Origin of the sequence: Granulicella sp. L60 (assembly GCF_009765825.1) — a bacterium.
Lineage (GTDB): Bacteria > Acidobacteriota > Terriglobia > Terriglobales > Acidobacteriaceae > Edaphobacter.
In genome coordinates, this window is record NZ_LMUR01000022.1 from 344796 (window position 1) to 370905 (window position 26110).

General features: G+C 60.9%; 22 protein-coding genes. 9 read left to right on the forward strand and 13 right to left on the reverse strand.

Annotated features, from left to right (window positions below):
* Nucleotides 1–15: 15 nt before the first annotated feature.
* The 4 genes from GSQ82_RS22470 to murQ form a co-directional block, all read right to left on the reverse strand.
* Nucleotides 16–1215, reverse strand: a complete 1200-nt coding sequence (locus GSQ82_RS22470; protein WP_158794515.1) for a glycerophosphodiester phosphodiesterase family protein — start codon at nt 1213–1215, stop codon at nt 16–18.
* A gap of 46 nt (nt 1216–1261) precedes the next feature.
* Nucleotides 1262–1672, reverse strand: coding sequence for a DUF4440 domain-containing protein (locus tag GSQ82_RS22475; protein WP_158794516.1), 411 nt, complete (start codon nt 1670–1672; stop codon nt 1262–1264).
* 54 nt (nt 1673–1726) lie between these two features.
* Entirely contained in the window at nt 1727–2212 is a 486-nt protein-coding gene (gene ruvX / locus GSQ82_RS22480) for a Holliday junction resolvase RuvX (RefSeq protein ID WP_158794517.1), read from the reverse strand.
* 462 nt (nt 2213–2674) lie between these two features.
* Nucleotides 2675–3583 (reverse strand): N-acetylmuramic acid 6-phosphate etherase, encoded by a 909-nt coding sequence (gene murQ / locus GSQ82_RS22485; RefSeq protein WP_158794518.1) that lies wholly within the window; start codon nt 3581–3583, stop codon nt 2675–2677.
* A 99-nt stretch (nt 3584–3682) separates the two neighbouring features.
* Between murQ and GSQ82_RS22490 the strand changes: the two genes are divergently transcribed.
* The 4 genes from GSQ82_RS22490 to GSQ82_RS22505 all read left to right on the forward strand — a co-directional run bounded on the left by GSQ82_RS22490 (nt 3683) and on the right by GSQ82_RS22505 (nt 8384).
* Entirely contained in the window at nt 3683–4345 is a 663-nt protein-coding gene (locus GSQ82_RS22490) for a hypothetical protein (protein WP_158794519.1), read from the forward strand.
* 223 nt (nt 4346–4568) lie between these two features.
* On the forward strand, nt 4569–5507 hold the full coding sequence (locus GSQ82_RS22495) for a hypothetical protein (protein WP_254061856.1): 939 nt from the start codon (nt 4569–4571) through the stop codon (nt 5505–5507).
* A gap of 157 nt (nt 5508–5664) precedes the next feature.
* A complete protein-coding gene (locus GSQ82_RS22500; protein WP_158794520.1) occupies nt 5665–5994 on the forward strand; it encodes a hypothetical protein in 330 nt (109 codons plus the stop codon).
* A 137-nt stretch (nt 5995–6131) separates the two neighbouring features.
* A complete protein-coding gene (locus GSQ82_RS22505; RefSeq protein ID WP_305794693.1) occupies nt 6132–8384 on the forward strand; it encodes a TIM-barrel domain-containing protein in 2253 nt (750 codons plus the stop codon).
* A 206-nt stretch (nt 8385–8590) separates the two neighbouring features.
* On the opposite strand, the gene GSQ82_RS22510 is transcribed toward GSQ82_RS22505, so the two are convergent.
* Nucleotides 8591–9025: an NINE protein gene (locus GSQ82_RS22510; protein WP_216847158.1), complete on the reverse strand. Its 435-nt coding sequence runs from the start codon at nt 9023–9025 to the stop codon at nt 8591–8593.
* Nucleotides 9026–9387: 362 nt separating this feature from the next.
* Between GSQ82_RS22510 and GSQ82_RS22515 the strand changes: the two genes are divergently transcribed.
* A complete protein-coding gene (locus tag GSQ82_RS22515; RefSeq protein ID WP_158794521.1) occupies nt 9388–9597 on the forward strand; it encodes a hypothetical protein in 210 nt (69 codons plus the stop codon).
* Between the two features lie 146 nt (nt 9598–9743).
* Here GSQ82_RS22515 and GSQ82_RS22520 read toward each other — a convergent pair whose 3' ends face one another.
* The gene (locus tag GSQ82_RS22520; protein WP_216847159.1) at nt 9744–10895 is read right to left on the reverse strand and encodes a glycosyltransferase family 2 protein; all 1152 of its coding nucleotides are present in this window, start codon (nt 10893–10895) and stop codon (nt 9744–9746) included.
* 176 nt (nt 10896–11071) lie between these two features.
* Here GSQ82_RS22520 and GSQ82_RS22525 point away from each other — a divergent pair, with 176 nt between their 5' ends.
* On the forward strand, nt 11072–12223 hold the full coding sequence (locus GSQ82_RS22525; RefSeq protein ID WP_158794523.1) for an acyltransferase: 1152 nt from the start codon (nt 11072–11074) through the stop codon (nt 12221–12223).
* Here GSQ82_RS22525 and GSQ82_RS22530 read toward each other — a convergent pair.
* The 3 genes from GSQ82_RS22530 to dnaG all read right to left on the reverse strand — a co-directional run bounded on the left by GSQ82_RS22530 (nt 12204) and on the right by dnaG (nt 17963).
* On the reverse strand, nt 12204–13994 hold the full coding sequence (locus GSQ82_RS22530; RefSeq protein ID WP_158794524.1) for a hypothetical protein: 1791 nt from the start codon (nt 13992–13994) through the stop codon (nt 12204–12206). The two genes, GSQ82_RS22525 and GSQ82_RS22530, sit on opposite strands and share 20 nt — an antisense overlap.
* Before the next feature lie 148 nt (nt 13995–14142).
* Nucleotides 14143–15852: an RNA polymerase sigma factor RpoD gene (gene rpoD, locus GSQ82_RS22535; protein ID WP_158794525.1), complete on the reverse strand. Its 1710-nt coding sequence runs from the start codon at nt 15850–15852 to the stop codon at nt 14143–14145.
* 317 nt (nt 15853–16169) lie between these two features.
* Complete coding sequence (dnaG, locus tag GSQ82_RS22540; RefSeq protein WP_158794526.1) at nt 16170–17963, reverse strand: DNA primase; 1794 nt, start codon at nt 17961–17963, stop codon at nt 16170–16172.
* Nucleotides 17964–18337: 374 nt separating this feature from the next.
* Here dnaG and GSQ82_RS22545 point away from each other — a divergent pair, with 374 nt between their 5' ends.
* The 3 genes from GSQ82_RS22545 to GSQ82_RS22555 all read left to right on the forward strand — a co-directional run bounded on the left by GSQ82_RS22545 (nt 18338) and on the right by GSQ82_RS22555 (nt 22672).
* On the forward strand, nt 18338–19297 hold the full coding sequence (locus GSQ82_RS22545; protein ID WP_158794527.1) for a YXWGXW repeat-containing protein: 960 nt from the start codon (nt 18338–18340) through the stop codon (nt 19295–19297).
* 79 nt (nt 19298–19376) lie between these two features.
* Nucleotides 19377–20132 carry an RNA methyltransferase gene (locus GSQ82_RS22550; protein ID WP_158794528.1) on the forward strand — a complete coding sequence of 252 codons (756 nt, stop codon included), beginning with the start codon at nt 19377–19379 and terminating at the stop codon, nt 20130–20132.
* A 110-nt stretch (nt 20133–20242) separates the two neighbouring features.
* Nucleotides 20243–22672 carry a DPP IV N-terminal domain-containing protein gene (locus tag GSQ82_RS22555; protein WP_254061857.1) on the forward strand — a complete coding sequence of 810 codons (2430 nt, stop codon included), beginning with the start codon at nt 20243–20245 and terminating at the stop codon, nt 22670–22672.
* A gap of 70 nt (nt 22673–22742) precedes the next feature.
* On the opposite strand, the gene GSQ82_RS22560 is transcribed toward GSQ82_RS22555, so the two are convergent.
* The 4 genes from GSQ82_RS22560 to GSQ82_RS22575 form a co-directional block, all read right to left on the reverse strand.
* Nucleotides 22743–23363 carry a hypothetical protein gene (locus GSQ82_RS22560; RefSeq protein WP_254061858.1) on the reverse strand — a complete coding sequence of 207 codons (621 nt, stop codon included), beginning with the start codon at nt 23361–23363 and terminating at the stop codon, nt 22743–22745.
* A 106-nt stretch (nt 23364–23469) separates the two neighbouring features.
* Nucleotides 23470–24096, reverse strand: coding sequence for a response regulator transcription factor (locus GSQ82_RS22565; protein WP_305794694.1), 627 nt, complete (start codon nt 24094–24096; stop codon nt 23470–23472).
* Nucleotides 24081–25250, reverse strand: a complete 1170-nt coding sequence (locus tag GSQ82_RS22570; RefSeq protein WP_158794529.1) for a sensor histidine kinase — start codon at nt 25248–25250, stop codon at nt 24081–24083. Before GSQ82_RS22570 ends, GSQ82_RS22565 begins: the two co-directional genes overlap by 16 nt.
* A 45-nt stretch (nt 25251–25295) precedes the next feature.
* Entirely contained in the window at nt 25296–26090 is a 795-nt protein-coding gene (locus tag GSQ82_RS22575; RefSeq protein WP_158794530.1) for an ABC transporter permease, read from the reverse strand.
* Between the last annotated feature and the right edge of the window lie 20 nt (nt 26091–26110).

Sequence of the window (26110 nt, forward strand, 5' to 3'; positions counted from 1 at the left end):
TTCCGAAGCAGGTTTCTATGGATTGGGTTGGCGGAGGGATGGGGGGACGAGGTTGGTGGAGAGGGTGTCGGGGGATTCGGTGAGGTAGAAGGTGGGGATTTTGGGGAACTGCTCTTCGACGAGGATGAGGGTGCGGAAGTCGAAGCTTTGGACTTCGGCACGGGACTCCATGTGGCTGCGGGTGATGGCGCCGCAGAGGGCGGTGACGAAGGTTTGCGGGTCGACGGTGTGGTTGGTGGTGGGTTCGGTGTGGTCGGGGATTGGCGGTGGTGGGGCGGTTGGATTTGCGGGATCTTCGGGTAGGGGCAAGATCTTGGTTTCGAGGTTGAAGCGGACGGTGCGGGCGTTGGCGGCGCGGGCGGCGGCGTCGGGGTGGGATTTGCCTGGGCCGGCGGTGTAGAAGTCGGCGTAGAAGCGGGTGAAGCGGAAGAGTTGCTCGACGTAGGTGGGGACGTATGGGCTGATGAGGTGCTCGTGCTTGGCGAAGGCGACGGCGACGGGGGAGAGGGCGAGGTCGTTTTGCTGCTGGTCGAAGTGGGCGCTGTAGGTGGGGCCTTGATGGAGCTTGTCGCAGATGAAGGTGCGCTGGGCTTCGGCGAGGGAGAGGTCGCGGGTGTAGATGCGGTGTTCGTGGGTGTAGGGCTGGCCGTCGGCGCGGCGGCAGGACTCGGGGTTGAGGAACTGGTCGTGCCAGATGAGGGAGACGTGGTCGGTGGTGACGCCGGTGTCGGTCTCGAGAGTGGTGGCGAGGTGGTCGAGGCCGGACTCGAAGGAGGGGAGGGTGTTTTCGGGGCGGAGACCGCGGCCTCCGCGATGGGCGGCGACGTCGAAGGTGCGGAGGTAGGCGGCGTCTTCGGGGTGGGCGGCTTTTTCTTCGGCGAGGACTTGCTGAAGGATGTCGGGGTAGTCGGAGATGATGCCGTCGACGTGGAGGGCGATGAGGGCGCGCATCTTTGCGGGGTCGTTGGTGGTCCAAGGAATGACTTTGAAGCCGTCGGCGTGGAGCTGGACTACGTCGACGGAGGGGTTGGGGCCGAGGAGGGTGACGTCGAGGGGGGAGAGCGTGGGGGTGGGTGCGCCGTGGGATTTGGCGTGGGCGGCGGCGGCGATCATGAGGGTGAGGAAGGGATTTGGCATAGGAGCCTGCTGGGCGGTGAGGGTCGTGGTGAGGAGGATGCTCGCGGTGGTGAGGAGCGTTCGGGTGAAGGCTGGCATTGCGGTTGATGATAGCGGGTTGGAGTGGATGAGGTGTGAACACGGGTTATGTTTTGGGGTTGCTGGACGGCCAGGACGACCAGCTGATGAGATGAATTTTCCAGGTGCCGGTATGGCTTCGCAGTATCCAGAGGTGGCTGCCGAGGATTTGTTGGGGAGTGGGGTCTTCGGCGTTGGTGAAGGTGGTTTTGTAGCTGGCGGTTAGATAGGCGATCTTGTCTGAGCCTCGGATACGGCGGTCGGTTATGTCGATGGAGTGGATCTTCGCGGTGCACTGCGCCATCTCTGCTGCGACGGCGGCGCGTCCAAGCACGGGCTGGGCGTCAGGGGGCCACAGTTCGATGTCGTCGGCGCACAGTGCCATTGCGATGCGATTGTCTCCGGCGAGTTCGTAGGCGATCCAGGTTGAATGGATCTGCTCGATCTGGCGGATGACGGCGTCGATGAGTTCGGCCATATGCGGAACAGGGATAGCAGATGCGGCTCTTGCTGTGCAAGGCGTTACTTCACTTCATTTTTCTTCGGTGGGGTCTTCGTTGCTCGGGTCGGTTTGTTGCAGGGAGGCTTTGGCGGCGGCTTGTTCTGCGGCTTCCATCCAGCCGCGCAGGATGACGACGGCGGCGACCTGGTCGATGACGTACTTGCGGTCGCGGCGGTCGTGTCCGGCTTCGTTGAGGATCTCGTGGGCGGCGACGGAGCTGAGGCGCTCGTCCCAAAGTTGGAGGGGCAGGCCGGAGCGCTTTTCTAGCTCGTCGGCGAACTCGTGGACCTTGGCGGCCCAGGGGCTGATGTCGCCGGACATGTGGAGGGGATTGCCGACGATGATTTTGACGACTTCGTGCTTGCGGATGAGACGGAGGAGGCTGCGCATGTCTTCGCCGCGGGTCTTGCGCCAGAGGGTGAGGAGGGGTTGGGCGGTGTATCCCAGGGGGTCTGAGAGGGCGACACCGACGCGGATCTTTCCTACGTCCAACGCCATGATGCGGCCGGTCGTCATGGAGTTAGTTTACTGCTGCGGCTGTTTGGATTTGTCCAGGAACTGAAGGTTTGGCATGGATGTGTACGGGGCTGACCTGAAGAATGGACAAAAGCAACTGCAGGGACAAATACAGGGGTCCTTCACTGCGTTCAGGATGACGACGTAAACAGGCAACGGAGCAAAACAGGCAACGACGCAGGTTCTTCGTGGTGGTTTTGGATAGCTTCTTAGACGAGAGGGCGGACTAGGTGATATCGACCTATAGAACGATGCGGAAACTGTTCGGATGTGGTGCGAGATGAGGAGAGAGTATTGGCACATTGAGGGTGTGGCAGGTCCTTCGACTGCGCCTCTCGCGATGAAACTGCGAGAGGCTCCGCTCAGGATGACGCTTTCTATCAATCCATCTATCACTTACGCTCAGGTCAAGACACTATCTATCCATCTATCACTTACGCTTAGGCTAGATGTCGATACTGCCTAGGGCTTCGGGTGCAGGAGGGCGGTGAGGTTGCCGTGGTGGGCGGCGAGTTTGGCTTCGGCGGTGGGGCGGTCGAGGGAGAGTTTTTGCATGACGATGGCGGTTTTGATGGAGCCGGCTTCGGTGAGGAGGGCGGCGGCGGCGGGCTGGGCTTCGGGGCCTTCGAGGCCGGTGGCGGCGATGATGATGCGCTGGGCGCGGTCGACGAGTTTGGCGTTGGTGGTCTGCATGTTGACCATGAGGTTGCCGTAGACGGCTCCGGTCTTGATCATGACGCCGGTGGAGAGCATGTTGAGGACGAGCTTGGTGGCGGTGCCGGCTTTGAGGCGGGTGCTGCCGGTGAGGGCTTCGGGGCCGGTGAGGGGGGCGATGGCGATGTCGGCGAGGGCGGCCATGGGTGAGTTGGGGACGCAGGTAAGGGAGATGGTGAGGGCGCCGAGGGGGTTGGCGTGCTGGAGTGCTCCGAGGACGTAGGGGGTGCGGCCGCTGGCGGCGATGCCGACGAGGGTGTCCTGGCCGGTGAAGCCTGCGGCGGCGAGGTCGGCGGCGCCTTGTTCGGGGGAGTCTTCGGATTGTTCGCTGGACTTGCGGAGGGCGGAGTCGCCGCCAGCGATGAGGCCCTGGATGAGGGTTGGAGGGACGGAGAAGGTGGGGGGGCACTCGCTGGCGTCGAGAACGCCGAGACGGCCGCTGGTGCCTGCTCCGATGTAGAAGAGGCGGCCGCCGTCGTGGATGCGGGCTGCGATCTCGTCGATGGCGTGGGCTATTTCGGGGAGGACGGCGGCGACGGCGGAGGCGACTTTGGCGTCCTCGTCGTTGAGGAGGCGGAGCATGTCGAGGGTGGGGAGCTGGTCGATGTGCTCGGTGGCGGGGTTGCGGGCTTCGGTGAGGAGGGTGGCGAGGTTCATGGTGTGTCTCCATGATGCATGAGGATGGGGTTAGTTGGGGTGGGTGTTTTTCTGTGTGGGCGGGCGTAGAATCTGTGCCGATGGAGGAGGAGGCTGAGTATGCGTAGGCGTGGTGGTTTGATTCTTTCTGCGGCTGGCTTTCGGTTCTTCATTTCGGTTATTGGCTTGGGGCTGATGGTTTCGGGCTTGGCGTTGGCGAAGAACAAGAAGGAGCTGCCGGACTATATTCTTCATGCGAAGACGGTGGCGGTGATCATGAGTCCGGAGGCGGGGACGTCGGTGGAGGACACGCAGGCGAATCTGGCGGCGCGGAGGGATGTGGAGGCGGCGCTGCAGAGCTGGGGGCGGTTTGAGCCGGTGATGAATGGGCATGTGCCTGATCTGGTGATCGTGGTTCGCAAGGGGAACGGGCAGGCGTTGGATAGTACGACCAATGGTCTTAGCGATCCTCGGCAGGATGATCGGACGCATGTGGTGAGTCCGATGAGTCCGGGGGCGGGGATTGGGGCGCAGAACGGTCGGCAGCCGGATGGGTGGGGTGCGGGGACTCACGATGCTGGTACGCAGACGCTGGGGCATCCTGATACGGCTGCGGGGACGAATGATTTGTTTCTGGTGTACAAGGGCGATCCGGAGCGTCCGCATGATGCGACGGGTGAGGTGGGGTGGAGCTATGTCGAGCGGGATGGGCTGCGTCCGCCGGCGATGCCTGCGGTGAAAGAGTTTCGGCGGGCGCTGGCTGCTGCTGAGAAGAAGCCTTAGGGATTGGAAAGATTCTGTCCTGCCGGACGGGCCCACTGCTCGTGGGGAGGTCACTTCGTGACTTGTATACTCCAACGGGAGGAGATTTACTGCCTGCGCGGGCTTGGCAGGTATACACGTCACGAAGTGACCTCCCGCCGAGCAGGCGGCCCGTCCGGCAGGACATACGCATTTAAAAGGTAAAATAGAGGGGATAACGTAAACCTAAAGGACGATTCGAGAGATGGGTATTGGAATGGACGCGCAGGCAGTTCTGGCTGGGCAGGTAGAGGCAGCAGCGAAGGCGGCTGGGCTGGTCGTCGCTTCGAGCGCGGTAGGACAGGATTTTTCAGGGAACCCGACGACACGGTTTCAGTTGGCGCTGGCGGAGAATACCGCGAAGACACAGGTGCTGGAGCTGAGCGACAAGTTCGACTTCAGCCGGGCGGACCTGCTGGCGGATGTGGCGGTGTATCTGAAGGAGGCAGCGAAGCGGTTGAAGAATCCGCAGCAGGACTGCTACGTGACGCTGCATGGGCTGCCGCTGCGGTTCGATAAGTTTGCGTGGCCGTTCCATGGATCGACGTCGGGAGCGGATACGTTCCTGGTGCACGGCGAGGTGAGGTTGGAGGATGGGACCGAGAGCGTGCTGCATGCGAAGGTTGCGGCGGCGATGACGGTGACGTTTGCGGAGATTGTGAAGGCTCCGGAGCAGCCGTTTGCGGAGACGTTTATCTATAACGCGGTGCGGAAGACGATGGACCAGGGACAGCTGGAGCTGGTGAAGAGCGGGAACCGTCAGCCGGTGCCGGTGACGACGCGGTACTACAGCTCGTGGCAGAAGAAGTTTAATTTCAACGATACGACCGAGGCGCAGCGGCAGGAGTATCTGGCGGCGAAGGTGTTCTGGCTGTCGGGTGTGCTGGGCGGCGGGGAGCCGGTGTGGACGCTGGATCCGCGGGATGCGCAGTATCTGAACACGACGGTGGAAGAGTTGAAGAAGACGACGGCGGTGCTGGCGGGTGAGGGTCTGGTGACGCTTGCGATGGATACGGAGTATGCGAGGCCTACGGAGGCTCTGATGGGGCATCGCGCGCAGTATGCTGCTGAGGTTGCGGCGGCGCTGGCGTTCATTAAGCCGACGTTCAACGAGGATATGCGCGGCGGCCATACGAATATGTAGGCTGGCGGGCAAAGGGTGTATGTTGTTTGAATAAAAGCCGCGAGTTTATTGGGGTTCATCGGACTGTCATGATGATTTGCCAATGATTATCGGGGTGTGGTAACTTCCGTCTGGCCCCAAGGTGCATTTTGGATCTGAAGGGCGAGAGGAAACAAGGATGAAAAAACTAATTCGGATTGCAACACCACTGATTGCAGTGGCACTTATGAGCGGCGCGCCACTTTTCGCGCATGCCCAGAATAACCAGGCAACAACCTCGCAGGTGCAGGATTGGAATACACCTCCGGCGGGTACGGAACAGGCACAGCAGGGCTACCGCGATGGACTGCAGGCGGCTCAGCTGGATAAGGCGGCGAAGCGGAAGATCGACGCGAAGTCGTCTCACCTGTATGTTCACCCACCGGTGAAGGGCACGGCTCGCGATGAATATCGTTCGAGCTTTGTGTCTGGTTATGAAGCCGCTGTGAAGCACGACTCGGGCGTATAAGACCGGAGACGGTTGAGCCTGTTGTGTGTTCAGAAGGTTGATAGGAAGGGCCCCGGTTGGGGCCCTTTTCCTTTTTGCGTGGTTGATGAGCGGGTGTTTTGCGGCGAGTGCTTGTCGGGAGTGTTTATCGTAGAGGGATGCGGATTGTTCGAGTGATGTTGGTGGTTGCGGCGGCGGTGGTGTGTGGTCGTGGGCTGGGGGCTCAGGTTGTGGGGGTGGCGCAGGCGGCTCCGGTGGGGCGTGCAGCGGAGGCTGAGGTTGCGGGGATGGCGCGCAAGGACGCGTATACGGTGACGATGGCGCTGCCGGGTGGGCATGAGCTGGAGGTGCGGGAGTTTGAGTTTGAGGGTGAGGTGGTGCCGACGAACAAGCTGCACTTCAAGGAGCTTTCGCCGGGTGTGGTGGAGGTGACGAGCGTTGCTTATTCGGTGGGAGAGTGGAGGTTTCGGGTGCGGGACAGTGGGAACTACTACGGGTTGGGGGAGCGGTTTGACGCGCTGAACCATGCGCATACGGTGGTGAAGAGCGTGTCGCAGGATACGGGTGGGCCGAAGGGGAGTTCGAGCTATAAGCCGGTGCCGTTTTTTATGAGCACGACGGGGTATGGGATGTGGGTGGATACGACGGCGGAGGCTACGTTCGACATGAATGCGTCGAGCGATACGGATGTGATCGTAGATGTGACGGCGGAGAAGCTGCGGCTGGTGTTGTTTGCGGGGCCGGAGTTTCCGGTGATTCTGGAGCGGTTCACGGGGTTGGCGGGGCGGGCGATTCTGCCTCCGTATTGGGCGTTTGCGCCTTGGAAGGCGAGGGACTTTCATCAGAACGATGCACAGGTGAAGGAGGATGTGGACAAGACGCGGGAGCTGGGGCTGCCGGCGAGCGTGATCTTGATCGATTCTCCGTGGGCTACGACCTATAACAGTTACAAATTCAATCCGAAACAGTTTGACGATGCGCCGGGCATGGTGAAGTATGTTCACGATCACGGTTACAAATTGGTGCTGTGGCATACGCCGTGGATCAACTCGCAGTCGGATGCGCCGCATGAGGCGGGATTTGAGGGGAAGATTGCGCCGATGGCGGAGAACTATGCGGAGGCGGCGGGGAATGGGTACTTCGTGAAGAATGCGGACGGAACGCCGTATGTGGGGCGGTGGTGGAAGGGGATGGGGTCGATGATCGACTTTACGAATCCTTCGGCGAAGCGGTGGTGGCAGGACCAGGTGAGGCAGGCGATTCATGCAGGGGCGGACGGGTTCAAAGACGATGATGGCGAGGGAAGTTATGTGGGGCGGGTGAAGTTTGCGGATGGGTCGGATTCGCGGCTGATGAGGAACAGGTATGCGGTGCTCTACAACAATGCGATGGAGGAGTTGATCCAGAAGGACCTGAAGGGGAATGGGGTTTTGTTTGCGCGGAGCGTTTCGACTGACGGGCATGCGGGGGCGAATGGGATTGGGATGTTGTGGGGCGGGGATAATGAGGCGAACTTCAGTAAAGAGAATGGCCTGCCTACGGTAGTGACGGCGGGGCTGGGCGCTGGGTTGAGCGGGATGCCGCTTTGGACTTCGGATTTGGGTGGGTATGAGGGTTCGGGGGCGGCGGATCCGGTGCTGTTTCAGCGATGGACGGAGTATGCGGCGATGTCTCCGGTGATGGAGGTGATGTCGGAGTCGAACCGGGGGCCTTGGGACTACGGCGAGCAGGCGCTGGCGACGTACAGGAAGTTCGCGGTGTTGCACATGAGTTTGTTTCCTTACCGGTATGCGGCGGCGCAGGAGGCGGCGAAGACGGGGATGCCGTTGATGAGGTCGCTGGTGTTGGGGAATCAGGATGACAGGCGCGCTCGTGAGGCGAAGGATGAGTACATGCTGGGGCCGGATTTGTTGGTGGCTCCGGTGTTGGATGAAGGGACGGCGCGGCCGGTGTATCTGCCGGTGGGGGAGTGGGTGGACTACTGGACGGGGGCGCAGGTGAGCGGGGGAAAGACGGTAGTGGTGGAGGCTGCGGTGGATTCGCTTCCGCTGTGGGTGCGGGCGGGGGCGGTGATTGCGAAGATTCCTGAGGACGTGATGACGCTGGTGCCGCAGAGCGAGAGTGGGAATACGCAGGTGCGGTCGATGGACGACAGGCGGGTGTATGAGGTGTATGGCGGGGGCGAGTCGGCTGAGTCGAAGATGAGGGATTTTGAGGGGAGGGTGGTGACGCGGACGGGAAACAGGCTTGTGATCAGCGGGGATTCAGCGGCGCATGTGGTGGTGCGGTGGAGGTTTGCGAAGGTGCGGAGCGTGACGGTGGGTGGTGCGGAGGTGAAGGTGCAGACGGGGGAGGGTGGATCGTATGTGGAGTTCGACCACTTGAAGGAGAGTGTGGTGAGTTGGCAGTGAGTTAGTAGGCATTTCGCAGCTGATTTAAAGCAACTGCAACTGCAACTGCAACTGCAACTGCAACTGCAACTGCAACTGCAGATGCAACTGCAAAAGCAGATGCAACGGCAACGACGCAATACAGGGGTTCTTCGCTTCGCTCAGAATGACGGCCTTCTGATTTCTAATTAGTGGATCAGTTGCCCTTCAGCGGTAGCGAATTGGCTCTAATATGTGGGTTGGGGTGTGGGGTGGGTGGCAGCTCCGCAGTGGGTGCAGAAGGCGGCGGTGGGGTCGGTGGGGATGCCGCAGGCGGGACAGTGAGGGGCGACTGCCGGTGCAGTGTAGGGGCTGGAGGAGGCGAGGATCTGGTTGGAGATGTGGATTGCCTGGATGGCGTTGTACTGGCGGACGCGGGCTGGCATGAAGAAGCACTCGATGAAGCCGAGGATGGCGGGGATGCCGGTCCAGGAGAAGACGAGATAGAGGATGCCGAGGCCGTCGCGGCGGAGATAGAACTGGTGGATGCCGAAGCTGCCGAGCAGGAGCGCGAAGAGGACGCCGACGACTTCATCTTTGCTGGCGCGTTGATATTCGGCGTGGAACCAGGCGCGTTGCTGGTCGGTCATGGCGGCGGTGTGGATGGGGTCGGCTACTCGCATGTTCTGTCCTTCCTGAGTTGCGGCAGCTGCGTGAGCTGCATAGAGATATACGTGAAGGCGGGAGCTGCGGTTCCTGCGGGGCGTATCTGTCGTTGTCCTCGTTACTTGTGAGGTTGAGAGAACTAAGGCTATGGCTTGGATTCTTGAAGCACAGCAGGTTAGGTACTGCATGCTCCGGGATTCTCCGACGATTGTGGTCGCAATTTACATGGAGTTGGGTGGGGCGTAGATTGAGGGGCAGTTCCAAGGCAAGGGCGTTTGGAGCGGCTCTGGTGATCGGGTGATTGCGATTCGTGGAGATTTGGATGCAACGGAAGCAGTGAAACGCGAGTCTGAAAAGGAAGAGAAACCAGGAGGTTTTTATGCAGGCAGTTCACAGCGGACAGTGCGGTCTTTGTAATCACTTTGGCGAGCACCATGCGAAGAGCAAGGTGTTGGTGACGATTCTGTCGAGCAAGAAAGCAGATGCGGATGTGTTGGATGAGTGCGGGCATCCGAAGCATGCGGCGCTGCATTTGAAGGTGTCGCCGATTAGTGGATGCGATGGGTTTGTGCCGGCGGCTCAGGCTTAGTTAGAAAGATTGTCTGCAGGCGGAAAGACTTTGTCCTGCCGGACGGGCCGCCTGCTCGGCGGGAGGTCACTTCGTGACTTTTGTACCTTGTCTCGGCAGGGTGATGTGCGATGGGCCTCGCGTTGCTCGGCTTTGGCGCTGATTGGTTAGCGGCGGTTCAGGCCTAGAAGGCTTAGGAAGAAGCTGCCGAAGATGGCTTCGACTCCGAGCATGAAGCAGGTGGCTGACGGAAGCGTGAGGCGGAGCATGCGCTGCGGCGAGAGATTGCCGAATCCGGCGGCGTGCCAGATGTGGAGTGCGTAGCCGAGGATGCTGAAGCCTGCGAGTAGGAGCAGGCAGCCGAAGGTCAGTCCTACCTCTAGGTTGATGTATTTGAAGATGCGTTCGAACTTCGGATTGGGTGGAAGGAAGCCCTCCTGTGTGCCGAAGACCCTGGCGCTGACGGCGAAGACGGAGATGTGGGCTCCGATGAGGACGAGACCGAGGGCGTAGGTGAGGGTGTCGACGTCGAAGGTCCAACGGCCTATGGTGCGGGGGGCGGGGATGAGCCAGCACGAGAGCAGAAGACCGACGACGAAGGCAGCGATTCCTGGATAGAGGAAGAGCCAGCGGGGACTGTAGAGGAGAAGGAAGCGGAGGTGACGCCAGCCGTCGCGCCAGGTGCGGAGGTGCGGGGCGCGGCTGCGGCCGTCGGGGGAGAGGGTGGTGGGGACTTCGGCGAGGCGGAGGCCGGCGAGGGAGGATTTGACGACCATCTCGCTGGCGAACTCCATGCCGGTGGTGCGGAGGTTGAGGCCGAGCATGGACTCTCGGCGGAAGGCGCGGATGCCGCAGTGGAAGTCGCGGGCGGGGATGTTGAAGAAGAGGCGGCCGATGAAGCTGAGGACGGGGTTGCCGAGGTAGCGGTGGAGTGGCGGCATGGCTCCGGGTTTGATCTCGCCGCCGAAGCGGTTGCCCATGACGAGGTCGTTGCCCTCTTCGAGTTTGACGAGGAAGCGGGGGAGGTGGCCGAAGTCGTAGCTGGCGTCTGCGTCGGCCATGAGGATGTACTTGCTGCGGGCGGCTTCGATGCCTGCCATGAGTGCGGCTCCGTAGCCGCGGGTGGGGACGGGGACGAGGCGGGCTCCTTCGTCGGTGGCGATCTTCTGGGAGCCGTCGGTGCTGCCGTTGTCGGCGATGAGGACTTCGCCGGTGACATTGTTGTCTCGGAGAGCGGCTACGGCCTGCCGAACGCAGAAGGCGAGTGTCTCTGCTTCGTTGAGGCAGGGCATAAGGATGGTTACAGTCAGCTCACTCATTGTCTGCATGCTACCAAAGAGACTGAGGGGACTTGGCACGGAGTTTGGTGCGGACTCAGAGGGGCTATCAGGTGGTGAAGAATCCTGACGTTTTTCTCCTGGCTTGCTGTAGAAAGAGAAGGACGGTCGAGCGGGTTGCAGCTTAGAGCCCTGGCCGGGATTGAAGGAGTTCCGTAATGGAAGGTGCTTTACCGCGGGCTGCAGCCAGCGAACTGACGGCCCATCGAAGACCTCTGGGGGCTCTGACTGGAATCCGCTTCTTCGCGGCGTTTTATGTTGTTGTGTTTCATACCAGGATTGCGGCGGTGTTGTCGGATCATGGCCACCGGGCCGCGGGTTATTTCTTCGGGAGCGGGTACCTTGCGGTGCCGCTGTTCTTCCTGCTGTCGGGGTTTATTCTGGCGTACACGTATAACGGCCAGATTGAGGGGCGAGGGGACTATCGACGCTTCTGGGAGGCTCGATTTGCGCGTATCTGGCCGGTGTATGCCGTGTCACTGCTGCTCTCCTCGGTTGTGAGCATGACTCTTCCGAAGCCGGCTGTGGGGTTGGCGACGCTGCTGATGGTGCAGGCCTGGAACCCGTTCAACCTGGGGATGGCGGGGGCGTGGAATATCGTCTGCTGGACGTTGTCGGCAGAGGCGCTATTTTATTTGTGCTTTCCGTGGATACAGATCTGGCTGGAGCGGCGCAGTCCTCGCATGATGCTCTTCTTTATTGGAGTGATGCTGCTGTTGTGTGTTGCGACGAACTCGGCTTCGAGGACTCTCGGATCTGAGGCGCAGGGGGTCTATCGCTGGATTCCTCTTGCTCCGCTGCACCTGTTTGAGTTCATCGCCGGAGTTGGACTGGGGAACTATTTTCTGCAGCGTTTTGTATTCGCTTCGGCTGGGAGCGGAGGTGCCGTGCTGCGCGGCGCGGGTGTTTGGACTTATCTTTCGGCCTTAGCCACTGTTGGTTTGTTGTGCCGTGCGCCGGGCCGCTGGACGTCGCTTGTCGTGATTGGGTTTTCGGCGCTGATCTTCGGGTTGGCAGCAGAGAGGACTCTGCTCTCGCGCTTTCTTTCGACGAAGACGATGCTGCTTGGCGGAGGGATAAGCTACTCGGTTTATTTGATGCAGATGCCGGTGAAGAGCTCGGTAAGTTCGGTTGCGGGGCATCTGCATGTGCGGTCGGAGATCGTCAGAATGGGGCTGACGATGGTTGTGCTCCTTGGAGTCTCATTCTTTTTGTTCAAGGCGGTGGAAGATCCGGCGAGGAGAGTACTGCGCTCGTTCTTTGCTGGGCTGGAGCGTGGCCGTAGTCAGGCTATGGCCACGCGGGATTGAGGGGAAGGAAGTAGAAGCGGGAGTCTCCTAGCTGGTGCCAGATGGGGCTGACGGAGGAGTTGCCTTTGAAGTGACCGACGAGGAGTTTGGCGTCCTGCTGGCGGAGGAGTGCGAGGGCCTGGTCGCGGTTTGGCATGGAGGCGAATGCGGCGTTGAGGGGTTCGGCGGGTTCGTCGATCTCGGTGAGGATGCGGACACCGGCGAGACGGGCCCAGTACTGATCGCGCAGGCAGGCGCGGTCTCCGACGCAGGCGATGGTGTCGCCGGGGCCGACGCCGAGAGCGTTGAGGGCGTGGGCGGCCTGGAAGATCTCGAGCTGATACCAGCCGGAGGTAGAGCCGGCGTTGATGAGGGCGCGGCGAAGCTCGCCGACTGAGCGGGCGGATTCACCGACGGCGAGGAGAGCGAGGAGAAGGATGGCGGATGTGGCGGCGGTGCGGGGGATGGCGGCTTCGATGGATGGAGAGAGACGAAGCGATGCGAAGAGAGGAAGCAGAAGGAAGAGGAAGCCGGTGGTGACGTAGCGATCTTCGACGTGGACTGTGCTGTAGATGCAGATCAGGGCGAGGCCGAGTGCGATGGGGCAGATCCAGAAGGCGTTGGTGGATGGGGTGCCTTCGCGATGAAGGCGTGCTCCTGTAAGCAGGAGGAGGAAGAGCAGGAGCCAGGGTTCGGGGTGGTTGGCGAGGAAGCGGAGGTTGCGAAGTGTGCAGTCTTTGAGGATCGCTATTTGGAGGCGGGGGTTCATGTGGGGTTTGACCTGGTCGTTCCAGTAGGAGGGGTCGAACCAGTTGGGGTAGGTGCCGTAGGGGAGCTGGCGGTAGCTGTAGATGCGGGGTGAGGCCAGGAGCTGCTGCTGAGGGTGTTTGAGGTGGACCTCGGCGGTGCCGTAGAGGCTGGGCTGGTTGGGCTGGAGATGCATTTGTTCGGTGCCGCTGACGAACCACGCGTAGTTGAGGGGGCCGGAGTCGCCGATGTCGAAGCGGTCTTTCTGATGGGAGAGTGCGGCGATGTAGGGACCGGTGATGATGGCGAAGCAGAGGAGGGCGAGGAGGCCGGAGGCTATGGCTAGGGTGGGAGAGCTGCGCTGCCAGAGGATGCGGAAGATGATGAGGGCGAGGATGCAGAGGAGGGTGAAGGCGAAGGCGAAGGATTTGGTGAGGTAGGCGAGGCCGAGGGCGAGGCCCAGGAGCGCGGCGTAGCGGAGGTGGTGGGTGGCGAGGTGTTTGAGGAGTGCGGCGAGGGCGAAGAGAAGGAAGGCCTGGAGGAGGGCGTCGGGGCGGACCTTGCCCATGCTTAGTTCGCGCTGGGCGGAGAGGACGAGAAGGGCGATGCCGAGGTAGCGGATGGTGTAGCGGTCGAGGAGGAAGGGCGCTGCGGTTGGTTTGGCCGTGGAGGTTTCGCGGAGGGTGCGGAGTTGGATGAGGGCATCGGTGAAGACTACGATGGCGAGCATCTGGAGGAGAAAGATGCCGAAGTTGACCATGTAGTAGGCGTGGAGCTCGGTGAAGCGGGTGGGGTGGAAGACGGTTTGGCCGAGAGCGAGGAGTGCGGGGTAGAGGGGGTTCCAATAGCCGCTGATGACGGCGTGCCAGTTGTGGGCGCGGATGAGGTCGGCGATGTCCATGTAGGAGACTGCGTCGCCGTCGATCTGGTAGGGGTCGTAGAGGGCGTAGCCGAAGGTGGCGAGTGCGGCGAGGAGGCAGTAGGCAGGCCAGAGACGGCGCATCCAGTAGGGGAGACGGGTGGGCTCCGGGGAGATGGCTGTCATGCGGCGGGTGTTCCCTCCGATGTGTTTGTATCATCTTGGCGGAGGAGATGTTCGGTTGATTTGCTTCGGGTGGGATTTGGACGGGCTGCAAATGGAAGTGGGCAACAGCTTGCGCCGTTGCCCAGTCTCTTATTTGTGACAGTAATGGTTACACGTCTTTTACGCCGTCGACGAAGGCCTTCAGCTTGCGGCTTCGGCTGGGGTGACGGAGCTTGCGGAGGGCCTTGGCTTCGATCTGGCGGATGCGCTCGCGGGTGACCTGGAAGGACTGGCCGACCTCTTCGAGGGTGTGCTCGGAGCCGTCTTCGAGGCCGAAGCGCATCTTGATGACACGCTCTTCGCGCGGGGTCAGGGTGCGGAGGACCTGCGAGGTGTACTCCTTGAGGTTGACCGAGATGACGGCGTCGGAGGGGCTGACGGCCATGCGGTCTTCGATGAAGTCTCCAAGGTGCGAGTCTTCTTCTTCTCCGATGGGGGTCTCGAGCGAGATGGGCTCCTGCGCGATCTTGAGGACCTTGCGGACCTTCGCGACGGGGATGTCCATGCGGCGGGCGATCTCTTCCGAGGAGGCTTCGCGGCCAAGCTCCTGCACGAGCTGACGGCTGGTGCGGATGAGCTTGTTGATGGTCTCGATCATGTGCACCGGGATGCGGATGGTGCGGGCCTGATCGGCGATTGCTCGCGTGATGGCCTGACGAATCCACCAGGTGGCGTAGGTCGAGAATTTGTAACCGCGACGGTACTCGAACTTGTCGACGGCCTTCATGAGGCCGATGTTGCCCTCCTGGATGAGGTCGAGGAACTGGAGGCCGCGGTTGGTGTACTTTTTGGCGATGGAGACGACGAGGCGAAGGTTGGCCTCGATGAGCTCGCGCTTGGCGCGCTCGGCGTCCATGTCGCCCTGGATCATCTCGCGCTGGGTGCGCTTGAGGTCAGTGATGGAGATGCCTGCGTCGGCTTCAACGCGCTCGAGGTCGATGCGGCAGTTCTTCTGCTGGCGGCGGTACTCCTTGCGGAGCTCCTCGGACTTGGAGGCTTCGTGCTTGGTCTCGAGGGTCTTGATCTGGCGCTCGAGGGTGCGCATGGAGTCTACGGTCTTGTTGACCTTGTCGAGGAGGCGCTTCTTTTCGCCGTTGGTGTACTTGAGCTCGCGGACGATGCGATTGATGTAGACGTGCTCGCGACCGATGAGCCAGCGGGTCTTGCGGACCTCTTTGGCCTTGGTCTTGGCGTCCTTGGCGGCGGGGGCTTCGAGCTTCTCTTCAAGACCCTGCAGCTTCTTCTGGTGCTTGACGATGACGTCGATACGACCAGCTGTGGCGCGGACGCGGGCCTGGAGGATCTCTTCGGTGAGCTCTTCTTCGTCGAAGGTGACGACTTCCTTGATGTTGCGCACGCCACGGCGCAGGTCTTCGCCGAGGCCGACGATCTCGCGGATGACGATGGGCGAGCGGGAGATGGCCTTCATGACGCGGAGCTGTCCGCGTTCGATGCGCTTGGCGATCTCGACCTCACCCTCGCGGGTGAGCAGGGGAACGGTGCCCATCTCGCGGAGGTACATGCGGACGGGGTCGTTGGTCTTCTCGAGGGTGCCTGGCGAGAGGTCGAGCTCTACGTCGTCGGACTCTTCTCCGGCTTCGGGCTCGTACTTGTCGCGGCCGCCCATGCGCTCGTCGCCGTTGAGGACGTCGATGCCCTGGGTGTTGATGGTGGTCAGAAGGTCATCGAGGTCGTCGGGTGTGGTGATGTCACCTGGGAGGAGGTCGTTGACCTCGCCGTAGGTGAGATAGCCCTTTTCTTTCCCGGTGTCGATGAGCTTGTCTATGTCGTCTTCGTACTTGTCGATTTCTTCAGCCACGGCTGTGCGCACTCCTGCGAAAGATTCTTTTGGTTGGGATGCCGCCGGAGGTAATCATTGGTATCCAGGCGAACTCATCCCTTGGTTGTTGCGTGATTGGGCGGGGAACAGATTGCGGTTTAGACCGCTTTGGCAAGCCCGATGACCTCAGAAGGTCGGGGCATTCGAAGGCACACGTTCCCAGCGAATCATAGGATACCACAATATTTAGACGTTTTTTAGGGGAAAAAGATTCATGGGAGTGGGTTTTCGGCGGCACTGAATGGCCGAATCCTGTCCGTCGTGGTTGCAGCGTGAGAGATTCGGGACTGGAGAGGTTAGTGAAGGCGTAGTTTGCGATCGATTTGGAGTTTTTCGGAGGTGAGGCGGGTGAGCATCTCGTGGTCGTTACGGCGGTCGGCTTCGGCGATGAGGGTGCGGAGTTCGCGCTGGCGGCGTTCGAGCTGACGATGCTCGAGGGTGTGGAGGGCGTTTTCGACCTGCTCGGTCATGGGTTGGGTGGTGGAGGAGGGATCTTCGGCCTCGTGGAGGGTGCGGGCGAGGAGAGCGCGGCTCTGCTGGTCGGGCGCGGCGTCAAGAAGGTTAGGTGGAGCGGGGCCGTTGGCGAGGGATTCGAGGAGCGGGGAGGAGGGAAGGCCGTCGTACCACTCGGGGTGCTGGATGAACTGTTCCACGACGAGGGTGCGGGCGGGGTCGCCTTCGGGCAGGACGAGGGCGCGGAGGAGGACGCGCTCGGTCTCGCTGGCTGGGTCCTGGGTGTGGGAGCGAACGCTTTCGACACGCTGGGCGGCGGCTTGTTTGAGCTCCTGGCGGAGGATGGCGGAGTCGATGCCTAGTTTTTGCGCGGCGTCGGCGGCGAACTCGTCGCGCTGGATGCGGTTGGGGATGCGGCGGATGTGGGGAAGGAGGAAGTTGAGGGCTTTGACCTTGGCGTCGGAGGTGCGGCCGGGGAACTCTTCTCGGGCGCGGTCGATGAGGTAGTCCATGTAGCGTTTGGCGCCGCGGATGGCTGCGGTGTAGGCCTGGATGCCTTGTTCGCGGATGAAGCGGTCGGGGTCGAGGCCGCCTTCGAGGGTGACGATTCTTACTTCGAAGTCCTCTTCGGTGAGGAGGGTGCTGGCTTTTTCGGCGGCGTTTTTTCCTGCGGTGTCGGGATCGAAGTTGAGGATGACTTGCTTGTTGGGAGTGAAGCGGCTGAGGAGGCGGACCTGCATCTCGGTGAAGGCGGTGCCGGAGGTGGCGACGACGTTCTTGATGCCGGCCATGTAGACGGAGATGCAGTCCATCTGGCCTTCGACGAGGAGCGCGAAGCCGAGGGAGCGGATGTCGGCCTTGGCTTTGTCGAGGTTGAAGAGGACCTGTCCCTTGCTGTAGAGGGGGCCTTCGGGGGAGTTGAGGTACTTGGCGATGTCGCGGCCTTTTTCGTCCTGGCTGTCGAGGGCGCGGGCGGTGAAGGCGATGGTCTTGCCCTGCTCGTTGCAGATGGGAAAGGTGATGCGTTTGCGAAAGAGGGCGTAGAGCTGGCCCTGGTTGCCGTCGGCTTGCTCCTTGGATTTGAAGAGGCCGCTGGTGCGGAGGATGTCTTCGGAGAAGTGCGGCTTGAGGGCGTTGCGCATGTGGTTGAAGTCGTCGGGGGCGTAGCCGATGCGGAACTTGGCGATGGTGTCGGGGGTGACGCCGCGGCCGGTGAGGTACTCGCGTGCGCGGGCGGCCTCGGGGGCTTTGAGGGCGGCTTCGAAGTATTGAGTGGCGGCTTCGTGGATGTCGAGGAGCTGACGGCGCTGGCCGGCTTCGCGGGCCTCTTCGGGGGAGTTGAACTCGCGCTTGGGGAGGGGGATGCCGCACTTGGTGGCGACGGCGCGGACGGCCTCGGGAAAGCTGATGCTCTCGAGCTTCATGATGAAGGTGAAGACGTCGCCCTTCTCGTGGCAGCCGAAGCAGTAGAAGTAGCCGTGGGTGGCGTTGACGGAGAAGGAGCCGGTTTTTTCTTTGTGGAAGGGACAGAGGCCGGAGTAGTTCTGGGCGCCGGATTTGCGCAGCTTGACGTAGTCGCCGATGATGCGGACGATGTCGGCTTGTTGTTTGACCAGCTGGGCGAAGTTGTCGGACATGGGTGACTGTGTTGCTCTCTCGTTGGCGCTGCGTGCGGGGTGAGTCTGGGCGGCAGGCTAACAGATAGTTTAGACGGGCGGCGGCGAGGATGCTGGTTTCACTGCCTCTTAATCACTTTATAGGCAGTGGATGAGGATCATTTTTTTCATGTGAGCCGTTGCATGGGTTGTATGGCTGTGGAAGATGCGGCTGCAACCATTGGGTCATAGCTATTGCGATCTTCAGAGTCTTATCTAAACAGGGCGCGGAACTTATCTCAAGGCGGTGGGTTAGAACGGGATAACTAAAGATGAGCGGACGGTCAAGCAGGTCCGTTCGAATGATCCACACGACGGCAGAGATTTGCCGTCATTCAACTTTCCGAGGTAGCTGTATGAGATTTTCCAATTTAGTTCGTAAGCTGTTTGTGGGTGCTGCATTGGCCCTTGTGCCTGCGGTATCTTTTGCCGGGGTGTTTGTTTCCATCACGATTGCTCCCCCAGTGTTGCCTGTTTATACGCAGCCGATCTGCCCAGGAGATGGCTATCTTTGGAACCCGGGCTATTGGGCGTATGGCGATGCGGGCTACTACTGGGTTCCGGGTGTGTGGGTTCGGCCGCCGCAGGTTGGGGTGCTGTGGACGCCGGGCTACTGGGGCTGGGGTGGTGGAGTGTATCTCTTCCATGCTGGATATTGGGGGCCGCATGTGGGCTTCTATGGCGGTGTGAACTATGGCTTCGGCTATGGTGGCGTCGGCTTTGGCGGCGGGCGCTGGGATGGCGGTCACTTTGCCTATAACACCGCGGTGGTGAATGTGAATCGCACGGTGATTCACAATGTCTACGAAGACCGGACGGTGATCAACCATACGACGGTCTACAACCGTACGAGCTTCAATGGCGGGACGGGAGGCATACAGGCACGGCCTTCGGCGCAGGAGGCGGCGTTCTCCAGGGAGAACCATATTGCACCAACGTCTGAGCAGCAGAGTCATATGCAGATGGCGCGTTCGGACCGCAGCAACCTGGCTTCGGTGAACGGCGGGCGTCCGCAGAATGCAGCGTTCTCGCGGCCTGGGGTTCGTGCTGGAAATCAGCAGCAGCGCATTGGACAGGGAGTGCAGTCGGGTCAGTTGACGGCGCATGAGACGGGCAACCTGGAGAATCGCGAGTCGAGTATCAATCATCAGGTGTCGGCGGATCGTGCGGCCAATGGTGGTCATCTGACGCAGCAGGAGCATCAGCAGGTCAATCAGCGGCAGAACAATGTGAGCAAATCGATCAACAACGATAAGCACAACGCGAATACTCAGGCTCATCCGCATGAAGGTGGCGGCGAGCACGAGAAAAAATAGAAGCGTGTAAGAGAGCTGAGCGGCTGGCGGATGTCTTCGCCGGCCGCTTTTCTTTTTGGCGGGCCTAGAATTGAAGGCGATGGAGAACGTACAAAATCTGGACGATGTGGTGGTGGTGCTGGTGCGGGCGCGCAATCCGAATAATATCGGTGCGGTGGCGCGGGCGATGCATGACTTTGGGTTTCGGCATCTGCGTGTGGTGAATGATTATGCTGTGCCGTTTGAGACGGCGCGGTCGGCGGTGGATGCGTCGGCGGTGCTGGATGGGGCGAAGACGTTCGCGGGCGTAGCGGAGGCGGTGGCGGACTGCACGCTGGTGGTGGGGACGACGGCGGTGGGGGAGCGGGCGTTGCAACATCCGGTGTATGCGCTGGCGGATGCGGGCGAACGGATTGGTCGGGAGATGGCGGGGCAGGGGCGGGTGGCGCTGCTGTTTGGGTCGGAGAAGACGGGGTTGAGCAACGACGAGTTGAGCCACTGCCATTGGTTGTTGACGATTCCGATGCAGGAGCATGAGGGCGTGCGGCATCCGTCGATGAATCTGGGGCAGGCGGTGGCGGTGTGTCTGTATGAGTTGGTGCGAGGTGTAGAGTTTCGTGGGGATGCCGGAAGTGATGCAGCGACTGCGGGTGAGGTGGAGAGGCTGACGGCGCTGTTTGCCGAGATGCTGGAGGAGACCGGATATACGAAGCGGCATCCGGCGAACTGCGATGAGGCTCAGATTCGGCGGCTGGTGGTGCGGATGGGGCTGAAGGCGGACGATGTGCCGGTGTGGATGGGTGTGCTTCGGCAGGTGTTGTGGAAGGTGCGTGGGCGCGGAGAGGGCGCTGAGTGAGGTTTGACGATGGCGTGGTGGATTTCATATATCAGGAAGTGAGGATGGGCTGTAGACTAAGCGTCATTCCTTACTTTGAACGAGTGAGATCCGGAGGCTGGAGCGTGTTTGTGACCAAGAAGATATCGGTGGCTGCTGGGATGATGTTGGGGTGCTGTCTGCCTGTGGTTTTGACGGTGGGTGCGATGGCCCAGGGGAAGCAGCTTACGACTGAGGACTATGCGCGGGCGGAGAAGTTCATGGCGTACAACGTCAATCCGCTGGTGTACCACGGGGTGGCGCGACCGATGTGGATGGCGGATGGGCGGTTCTGGTACAGAGATTTTGGTCCGGATGGTTTGACGTTCATGGTGGTCGATCCCGCGAAGGGGACGAAGACGCCTGCGTTCGACCATGTAAAGCTCGCGAATGCTTTGACGGCGGCGGTGAACGGCAAAGTAAAGGTTCCTCCACAACATATGACGACGCTCACAGAGATGACTTTTTCTGACGGCGATAAGACGGTTGTGGTGGGGAATGGGTCGAGGAAGTTTCGTTGTGACCTGAGTGGTGCTGGCGTTTGTACGGAGGTTGTGGTGCCGGGGGCGAAGTCAACGGATGGAGATGATGCGGCGAGCGCGCGGAGCCACGGAGATGTTTCGCCGGATAAGAAGAAGGCTGCGTTTATTCGCGACTACAACCTGTGGGTTCGCGATCTGACGACAGGTGCGGAGACGCAGTTGACTACGGACGGCGTGAAGGACTTTGGCTATGCGACCGATAACGCGGGCTGGCAGATGAGCGATAACGCGATCCTGGTGTGGTCGCCGGATGGAAAAAAGATTGCGACGTTTCAGCAGGATCAGCGCAAGACGGGCGAGATGTATATGGTGCCGGTGACGAATGGGCATCCGGAGCTGAAGGCGTGGAAGTATCCGTTGGTGGGCGACAAAGATGTGACGATGATCGAGAGGGTGATTATCGATGTGGATGGGGCGAAGGTGATTCGCCTGCAGACGCCGCCGGATCAGCACCGGTCTACACTTTGCGATGATGTCAGCTGCCGTGGGGGCAGCGGGTGGGATGACGTGCAGTGGAGCGAGGATGGCAAGCACCTGGCGTTCGTTTCGACCTCGCGTGATCACAAGCAGGAGTGGATGCGGATCGCGGATGCTTCGACGGGTGAGGTGCACGATGTGATGGGCGAGACGACGGCGAAGTTCTTCGAGAGCGGCAACGGCAAGGTGAACTGGAAGTATCTGTCGAAGACGAACGAGCTGCTGTGGTTCAGCGAACGGGACGGTTGGGGGCAGATGTATCTGTATGACCTGACCACGGGTAAGTTGAAGAACCAGATTACGCAGGGCGAGGGTAATGTCACGCAGGTGCTGCATGTGGATGAGAAGGCGCGGAAGATCTATTTCCTTGGCGTGGGCAAGGAGCAGGGACGCGATCCTTATTTTTCGTACTACTACAGCGTGAAGTTCGATGGGAAGGATTTGAAGCTGTTGACGCCTGAGAACGCGGACCATGCGGTGACGCCTTCGGCGGATGGGCGCTACTTTGTGGATGTGTATTCGACGGTGACGGAGCCGTCGACGGCGGTGGTGCGGGATAGCAGCGGCAAGGTTGTGGTGGATGTGGCGAAGCAGGATATTACGAAGCTGGTGGCGGCGGGTTGGACTCCTCCGGTGCCGATTACGGTGAAGGCGCGGGATGGGAAGACGGATCTGTATGGCTTTCTGTTCAAGCCGACAAATCTGGATGCGTCGAAGAAATATCCGATTGTGAACCATGTGTATCCGGGGCCGCAGACGGGCTCGTGCGGTGGACGTGGGTTCGCTGCGGCGCATGGAGATATGCAGTCGCTGGCGGAGCTTGGTTTTGTTGTGGTGTGCATCGATGGGATGGGAACTCCGTTTCGTTCGAAGGCATTTCATGAGTTTTACTTTGGCGATCTCGGCGACAACACGATTCCAGATCAGGTGGCGAGTATGAAGGAGCTGGCGGCGAAGTATCCATGGATCGATCTGGATGCGGCGGGGATGTATGGTCACTCGGGCGGCGGAAACGCGACGGCTGCGGCGATGTTCCACTATCCGGAGTTCTTCAAGGTGGGGATTGCGGAGAGCGGCAATCACGACCAGAGGGACTACGAGGATGACTGGGCGGAGAAGTGGAATGGGCTGTTGGTGAAGAATGCTGACGGCACGACGAACTACGACAGTCAGGCGAACCAGTATGTGGCGAAGAATCTAAAGGGCCACCTGTTGCTGGCGCATGGGTCGATGGATAACAATGTGCCGCTGAATAACACGTTGCTGGTTGTGGACGCGTTGATCAAGGCGAACAAGGACTTTGACCTGTTGATTATTCCGAACGTCGCGCATGGCTATGGCGAGGCGACGCAGTATATGACGCGGCGGCGGTGGGATTATTTTGTACGTTATCTGGCGGGGAATACGCCGCCGCATGAGTATGAGATGAAGTCTTATGCTGCGGCGATGGCGGCTATGCGGAGTGGGCCGTCTGATGCGGATGAGACAGTGGACGTGCAGTAGACAAAGGTGGATGGGCCGTCTGATGCGAGAGATTGCATCAGGCGGCCTTTTCTTTTGCGGCAGGCTTTTGCTAGTTGCCTGAGGTCGATGGGGCTGTGACCTGCCAGCCGTTGCTGGTGTTGGTGAGGGTTGCACGGCCTGTCTGCGGACCGCTGAGGTCGGCGTGAAGCTGTGGATAGGCGTTTTGAGTTTCGGCTGCGGTGGCCCAGGTGGGAGCGTCGGTGAAGGTGTAGTGATAGGCGACTTGCGTGGTTGCACCTGGATCGCTGGTGGTGGGGGTGCTGCTGTCGATGCCGGAGACCTTGCGGTGGCCGTAGCAGAAGTTGCCGAAGCCGGGCTGGTTCACATCGGCGGTCCAGGCGGAGCGGCCTTTGTCGGAGAGGTCGTAGTTGTTCACTTGTTTGCTGGCGATGATCATGACTTTCTTTTCGCCGGTGGTGCGGACGAGAAGGCCCTGGTCTACGAGCGCATCGTAGCCTGAGGTCTTGCTTGTATCCGAGGTGTTGGCCTGGACGGGGAACTTTGTGGAGTCGGACCAGAGGCAGGCGGGATGTGCGCTGTAGTAGGTGTCGATCGCGCTGGTGAAGTTGATGGTGTTGTCTGCTTTTTTGCTGCAGCCGAATGTGAGTAGAGTGATGGCGCCACAGATGGCAGCGGAGCGGAGGGTGGTGCGGACAGCATGGGGGTTCATTGGAGATTCTCCTCTTCTTATCTTTCTTGTCTTCTTCCACTGACGTGGGATGCAGAAGAGAGCGGGAACGTCTTATACGGAAATGGTTGCCTGTTGAGTGGGTATTTTAGAGCCAGCCTTTGGTGCGTGCGATGCGTGCGGCGTCGATGCGGTTAGAGGCGCCGAGCTTGGCGATGGCTTCGGAGAGGTAGTTGCGGACGGTGCCTTCGGAGAGATGGAGTTCGGTGGCGATCTCGGTGCTGCTGCGGCCGTCGCCGGCGCGCTGCAGGATCTGTCGCTCGCGTTCGGTGAGAGGATCGAGCTCGGCGTTCCAGGCTTCGGCGGCGAGTGCGGGATCGATGACACGCAGGCCGCGATGGACGCGTCGGACTGACTCCGCGAGCTCGGCTGCGGGACGATCTTTGAGGAGATAGCCGCGTGCTCCAGCATCGAGTGCGCGGCGGAGGTAGCCGGAGCGGGCGAAGGTGGTGAGGATGATGGTGCGGACGGCAGGATGGCTGGTGCGCAGATTGGCGGCGAGCTCAAGGCCGGTCATGAGGGGCATCTCGATGTCGGTGACGAGGACGTCGGGGGTGAGACGGCCTACGGCGCTGAGGGCTTCGCGGCCGTTGGCGGCGTTGAAGATGACGGAGATGTCGGGCTCGAGTTCGAGGAGGGCTGAGAGGGCGCCGAGGACCATGGCCTGGTCTTCTGCGAGGACGACGCGGATGGGTGCGGTCATAGGGTCACGCATCGCTGGTCTTTGTTGCGCAGGTCGGTGTTGCGCTGGCCGTCGTTGCTTTGAGCGGCGTGAGGAAGCTCGATGTGGAGGGTGACGCCGGGATCGTTGGTGATGGAGAGCCGTCCGCCGAGGGACTGGATGCGTTCGCGCATGCCGCGGAGACCGTTGCCCTCGTGAAGTACGGAGTGGATGCCGTCGTCGGAGATGACGAGGAGATGGTGGCCGTCGGTGGCGGCGGTGAAGCTGATGCGGCAGTGGGTGGCCTTGGCGTGACGAACGATGTTGGTGACGGCTTCGCGGACGGCGAGACAGACGACGGTCTCTTCGGCGGCGGTGAATTTGGGGAGCGTGGACTCGCAGGCGAGGGTGACGCCGGCGGTTTGAAGGGTGGTGCGGGCTCGCTCCATCTCGGCGGGAAGACCCTTGGAGCGATAGCCTCCGATGGCTTCGCGTACCTCGCTGAGGGCTGTGCGGGCGGTTCGTTCGACGTCGGCTATCTCCTGGGTGGCGCGCTGCGGGTCGCGTTCGATAAGACGTCCGGCTAGCTCGGCTTTGAGGACGATGACGGAGAGGGTGTGGCCGAGGACATCGTGCAGATCGCGGGCGATACGCTCACGTTCGGCCACGGCGGCGAGTTGTTCGATCTCGTCCTGTGCTTTGAGAAGTCTGGCGTTGGAGCGTCGCTGTTCGGCGAAGAGGATGTTGCTGCCACCGATGATGAAGAGGAGGAGGATTGCGATGAAGACGTTCGGCCAGCCGATGTCGAGGAAGTGACCGCGTGCGTGGAAGAAAAAGCCTTCTGCGACGATTGCGATCGATTCAACGACGAACAGGGCTAGAACATGACGTTTGGATTGGATGGTGAAGGGAAGGAACGCGGCGGCGTAGATGAAGAAGGTAGAGCCGCCGCCGTTCCATGGGAAGGTGATGAGGCCGAGGAGGAAGGTGAAGGCGATCATCCAATAGCGGGTGGGATGGCCTTCGTCCGTGGCGCGGATGTACGAGGCGAAGACACCGAGGAAGGTGATGAAGACGGCGAGGGTGCAGAGCCATAGGCGCCAGCTGGGTTCGAGGATGGGGTCGATGAAGAGGAAGCCAGTGTAGCCTAGCCAGAGCCAGGCCCACTTCTGTTCGCGCTTCCTCGGGTTGATCTCAACTTCATTCATAGATTGTTCCAGTGCAGTTTACGCCGTTGCGAGTTTTGCTCGTAGTTATGCGTTCTGCTCTTTGCGGTGAAAGACCAGCCAGCTGAGGCCGAGCATGACCAGGGCGAAGCCGATGAGGGCGTTCCAGTGAGTGACGAGGGAGATGGAGTCGTTGTAGTGGAAGATGCTGAGCATGAGTTGTGCGAGGTGATAGGTGGGAAGCGCAGGGGCGATATGCTGCAGCCAGTGGGGCATGAAGCGGAGCGGCACCCAGAGTCCGCTGAGGAAGGACATGGGGAGGTAGATGAGGTTGATGATGCCGGGTGCGGCGTTGGCGGGCACGAGCAGCGCGATGAACAGGCCCATGCTGGCGAAGCAGACGGAGCCTACTGCGGTCATGCCGTACATGCGGATGAGCTCTGAGGCAGAGAGGTGGACTCCGCCGAAGGATGTTCCGATGATGGTGAGAATGGTGACGATGATGAGGCCGAAGGCTATGGCGGAGGCGCACTTTGCGAAGAGGTAGGCGGAGACGGGCATCGGGCTCGCGCGTTTGAGTTCGAGCCAGCCGGCGGCGATGTCGGAGGACAGACCGACGCCGATGCCGAAGAGCGCCGCGCCGATGAGGCCGAAGCAGGCGTAGCCGCCGAGCATGTACTTGGCGATGTGGACGTTGCCCTCGTAGGTGTTGCGATTGGCGATGCCGAAGAGGACGTAAAACATGACGGGAAAACCAATGGTGGCCAGGGAGAAGGAGCGCGTGCGTATGAGTTTGAGGAACTCGTACTTCGTCTCTTTGCGGAAGATGCGAGAGGTGTGGGCGGAGGTTGGGGCGGCGTGGGTGATGGCGGCGGTGGACATGGGATTCTCCGTGGTGCGGT

What these genes read in the sequence shown, in the direction of transcription:
- GSQ82_RS22470 (WP_158794515.1), bottom strand. Translation starts at nt 1,215, where the DNA reads ATGCCAGCCTTCACCCGAACGCTCCTCACCACCGCGAGCATCCTCCTC.
- GSQ82_RS22475 (WP_158794516.1), bottom strand. Translation starts at nt 1,672, where the DNA reads ATGGCCGAACTCATCGACGCCGTCATCCGCCAGATCGAGCAGATCCAT.
- ruvX (WP_158794517.1), bottom strand. Translation starts at nt 2,212, where the DNA reads ATGACGACCGGCCGCATCATGGCGTTGGACGTAGGAAAGATCCGCGTC.
- murQ (WP_158794518.1), bottom strand. Translation starts at nt 3,583, where the DNA reads ATGAACCTCGCCACCCTCCTCACCGAAGCCCGCAACCCCGCCACCGAG.
- GSQ82_RS22490 (WP_158794519.1), top strand. Translation starts at nt 3,683, where the DNA reads ATGCGTAGGCGTGGTGGTTTGATTCTTTCTGCGGCTGGCTTTCGGTTC.
- GSQ82_RS22495 (WP_254061856.1), top strand. Translation starts at nt 4,569, where the DNA reads ATGGGTATTGGAATGGACGCGCAGGCAGTTCTGGCTGGGCAGGTAGAG.
- GSQ82_RS22500 (WP_158794520.1), top strand. Translation starts at nt 5,665, where the DNA reads ATGAAAAAACTAATTCGGATTGCAACACCACTGATTGCAGTGGCACTT.
- GSQ82_RS22505 (WP_305794693.1), top strand. Translation starts at nt 6,132, where the DNA reads ATGCGGATTGTTCGAGTGATGTTGGTGGTTGCGGCGGCGGTGGTGTGT.
- GSQ82_RS22510 (WP_216847158.1), bottom strand. Translation starts at nt 9,025, where the DNA reads ATGCGAGTAGCCGACCCCATCCACACCGCCGCCATGACCGACCAGCAA.
- GSQ82_RS22515 (WP_158794521.1), top strand. Translation starts at nt 9,388, where the DNA reads ATGCAGGCAGTTCACAGCGGACAGTGCGGTCTTTGTAATCACTTTGGC.
- GSQ82_RS22520 (WP_216847159.1), bottom strand. Translation starts at nt 10,895, where the DNA reads ATGAGTGAGCTGACTGTAACCATCCTTATGCCCTGCCTCAACGAAGCA.
- GSQ82_RS22525 (WP_158794523.1), top strand. Translation starts at nt 11,072, where the DNA reads ATGGAAGGTGCTTTACCGCGGGCTGCAGCCAGCGAACTGACGGCCCAT.
- GSQ82_RS22530 (WP_158794524.1), bottom strand. Translation starts at nt 13,994, where the DNA reads ATGACAGCCATCTCCCCGGAGCCCACCCGTCTCCCCTACTGGATGCGC.
- dnaG (WP_158794526.1), bottom strand. Translation starts at nt 17,963, where the DNA reads ATGTCCGACAACTTCGCCCAGCTGGTCAAACAACAAGCCGACATCGTC.
- GSQ82_RS22545 (WP_158794527.1), top strand. Translation starts at nt 18,338, where the DNA reads ATGAGATTTTCCAATTTAGTTCGTAAGCTGTTTGTGGGTGCTGCATTG.
- GSQ82_RS22550 (WP_158794528.1), top strand. Translation starts at nt 19,377, where the DNA reads ATGGAGAACGTACAAAATCTGGACGATGTGGTGGTGGTGCTGGTGCGG.
- GSQ82_RS22560 (WP_254061858.1), bottom strand. Translation starts at nt 23,363, where the DNA reads ATGAACCCCCATGCTGTCCGCACCACCCTCCGCTCCGCTGCCATCTGT.
- GSQ82_RS22565 (WP_305794694.1), bottom strand. Translation starts at nt 24,096, where the DNA reads ATGCGTGACCCTATGACCGCACCCATCCGCGTCGTCCTCGCAGAAGAC.
- GSQ82_RS22570 (WP_158794529.1), bottom strand. Translation starts at nt 25,250, where the DNA reads ATGAATGAAGTTGAGATCAACCCGAGGAAGCGCGAACAGAAGTGGGCC.
- GSQ82_RS22575 (WP_158794530.1), bottom strand. Translation starts at nt 26,090, where the DNA reads ATGTCCACCGCCGCCATCACCCACGCCGCCCCAACCTCCGCCCACACC.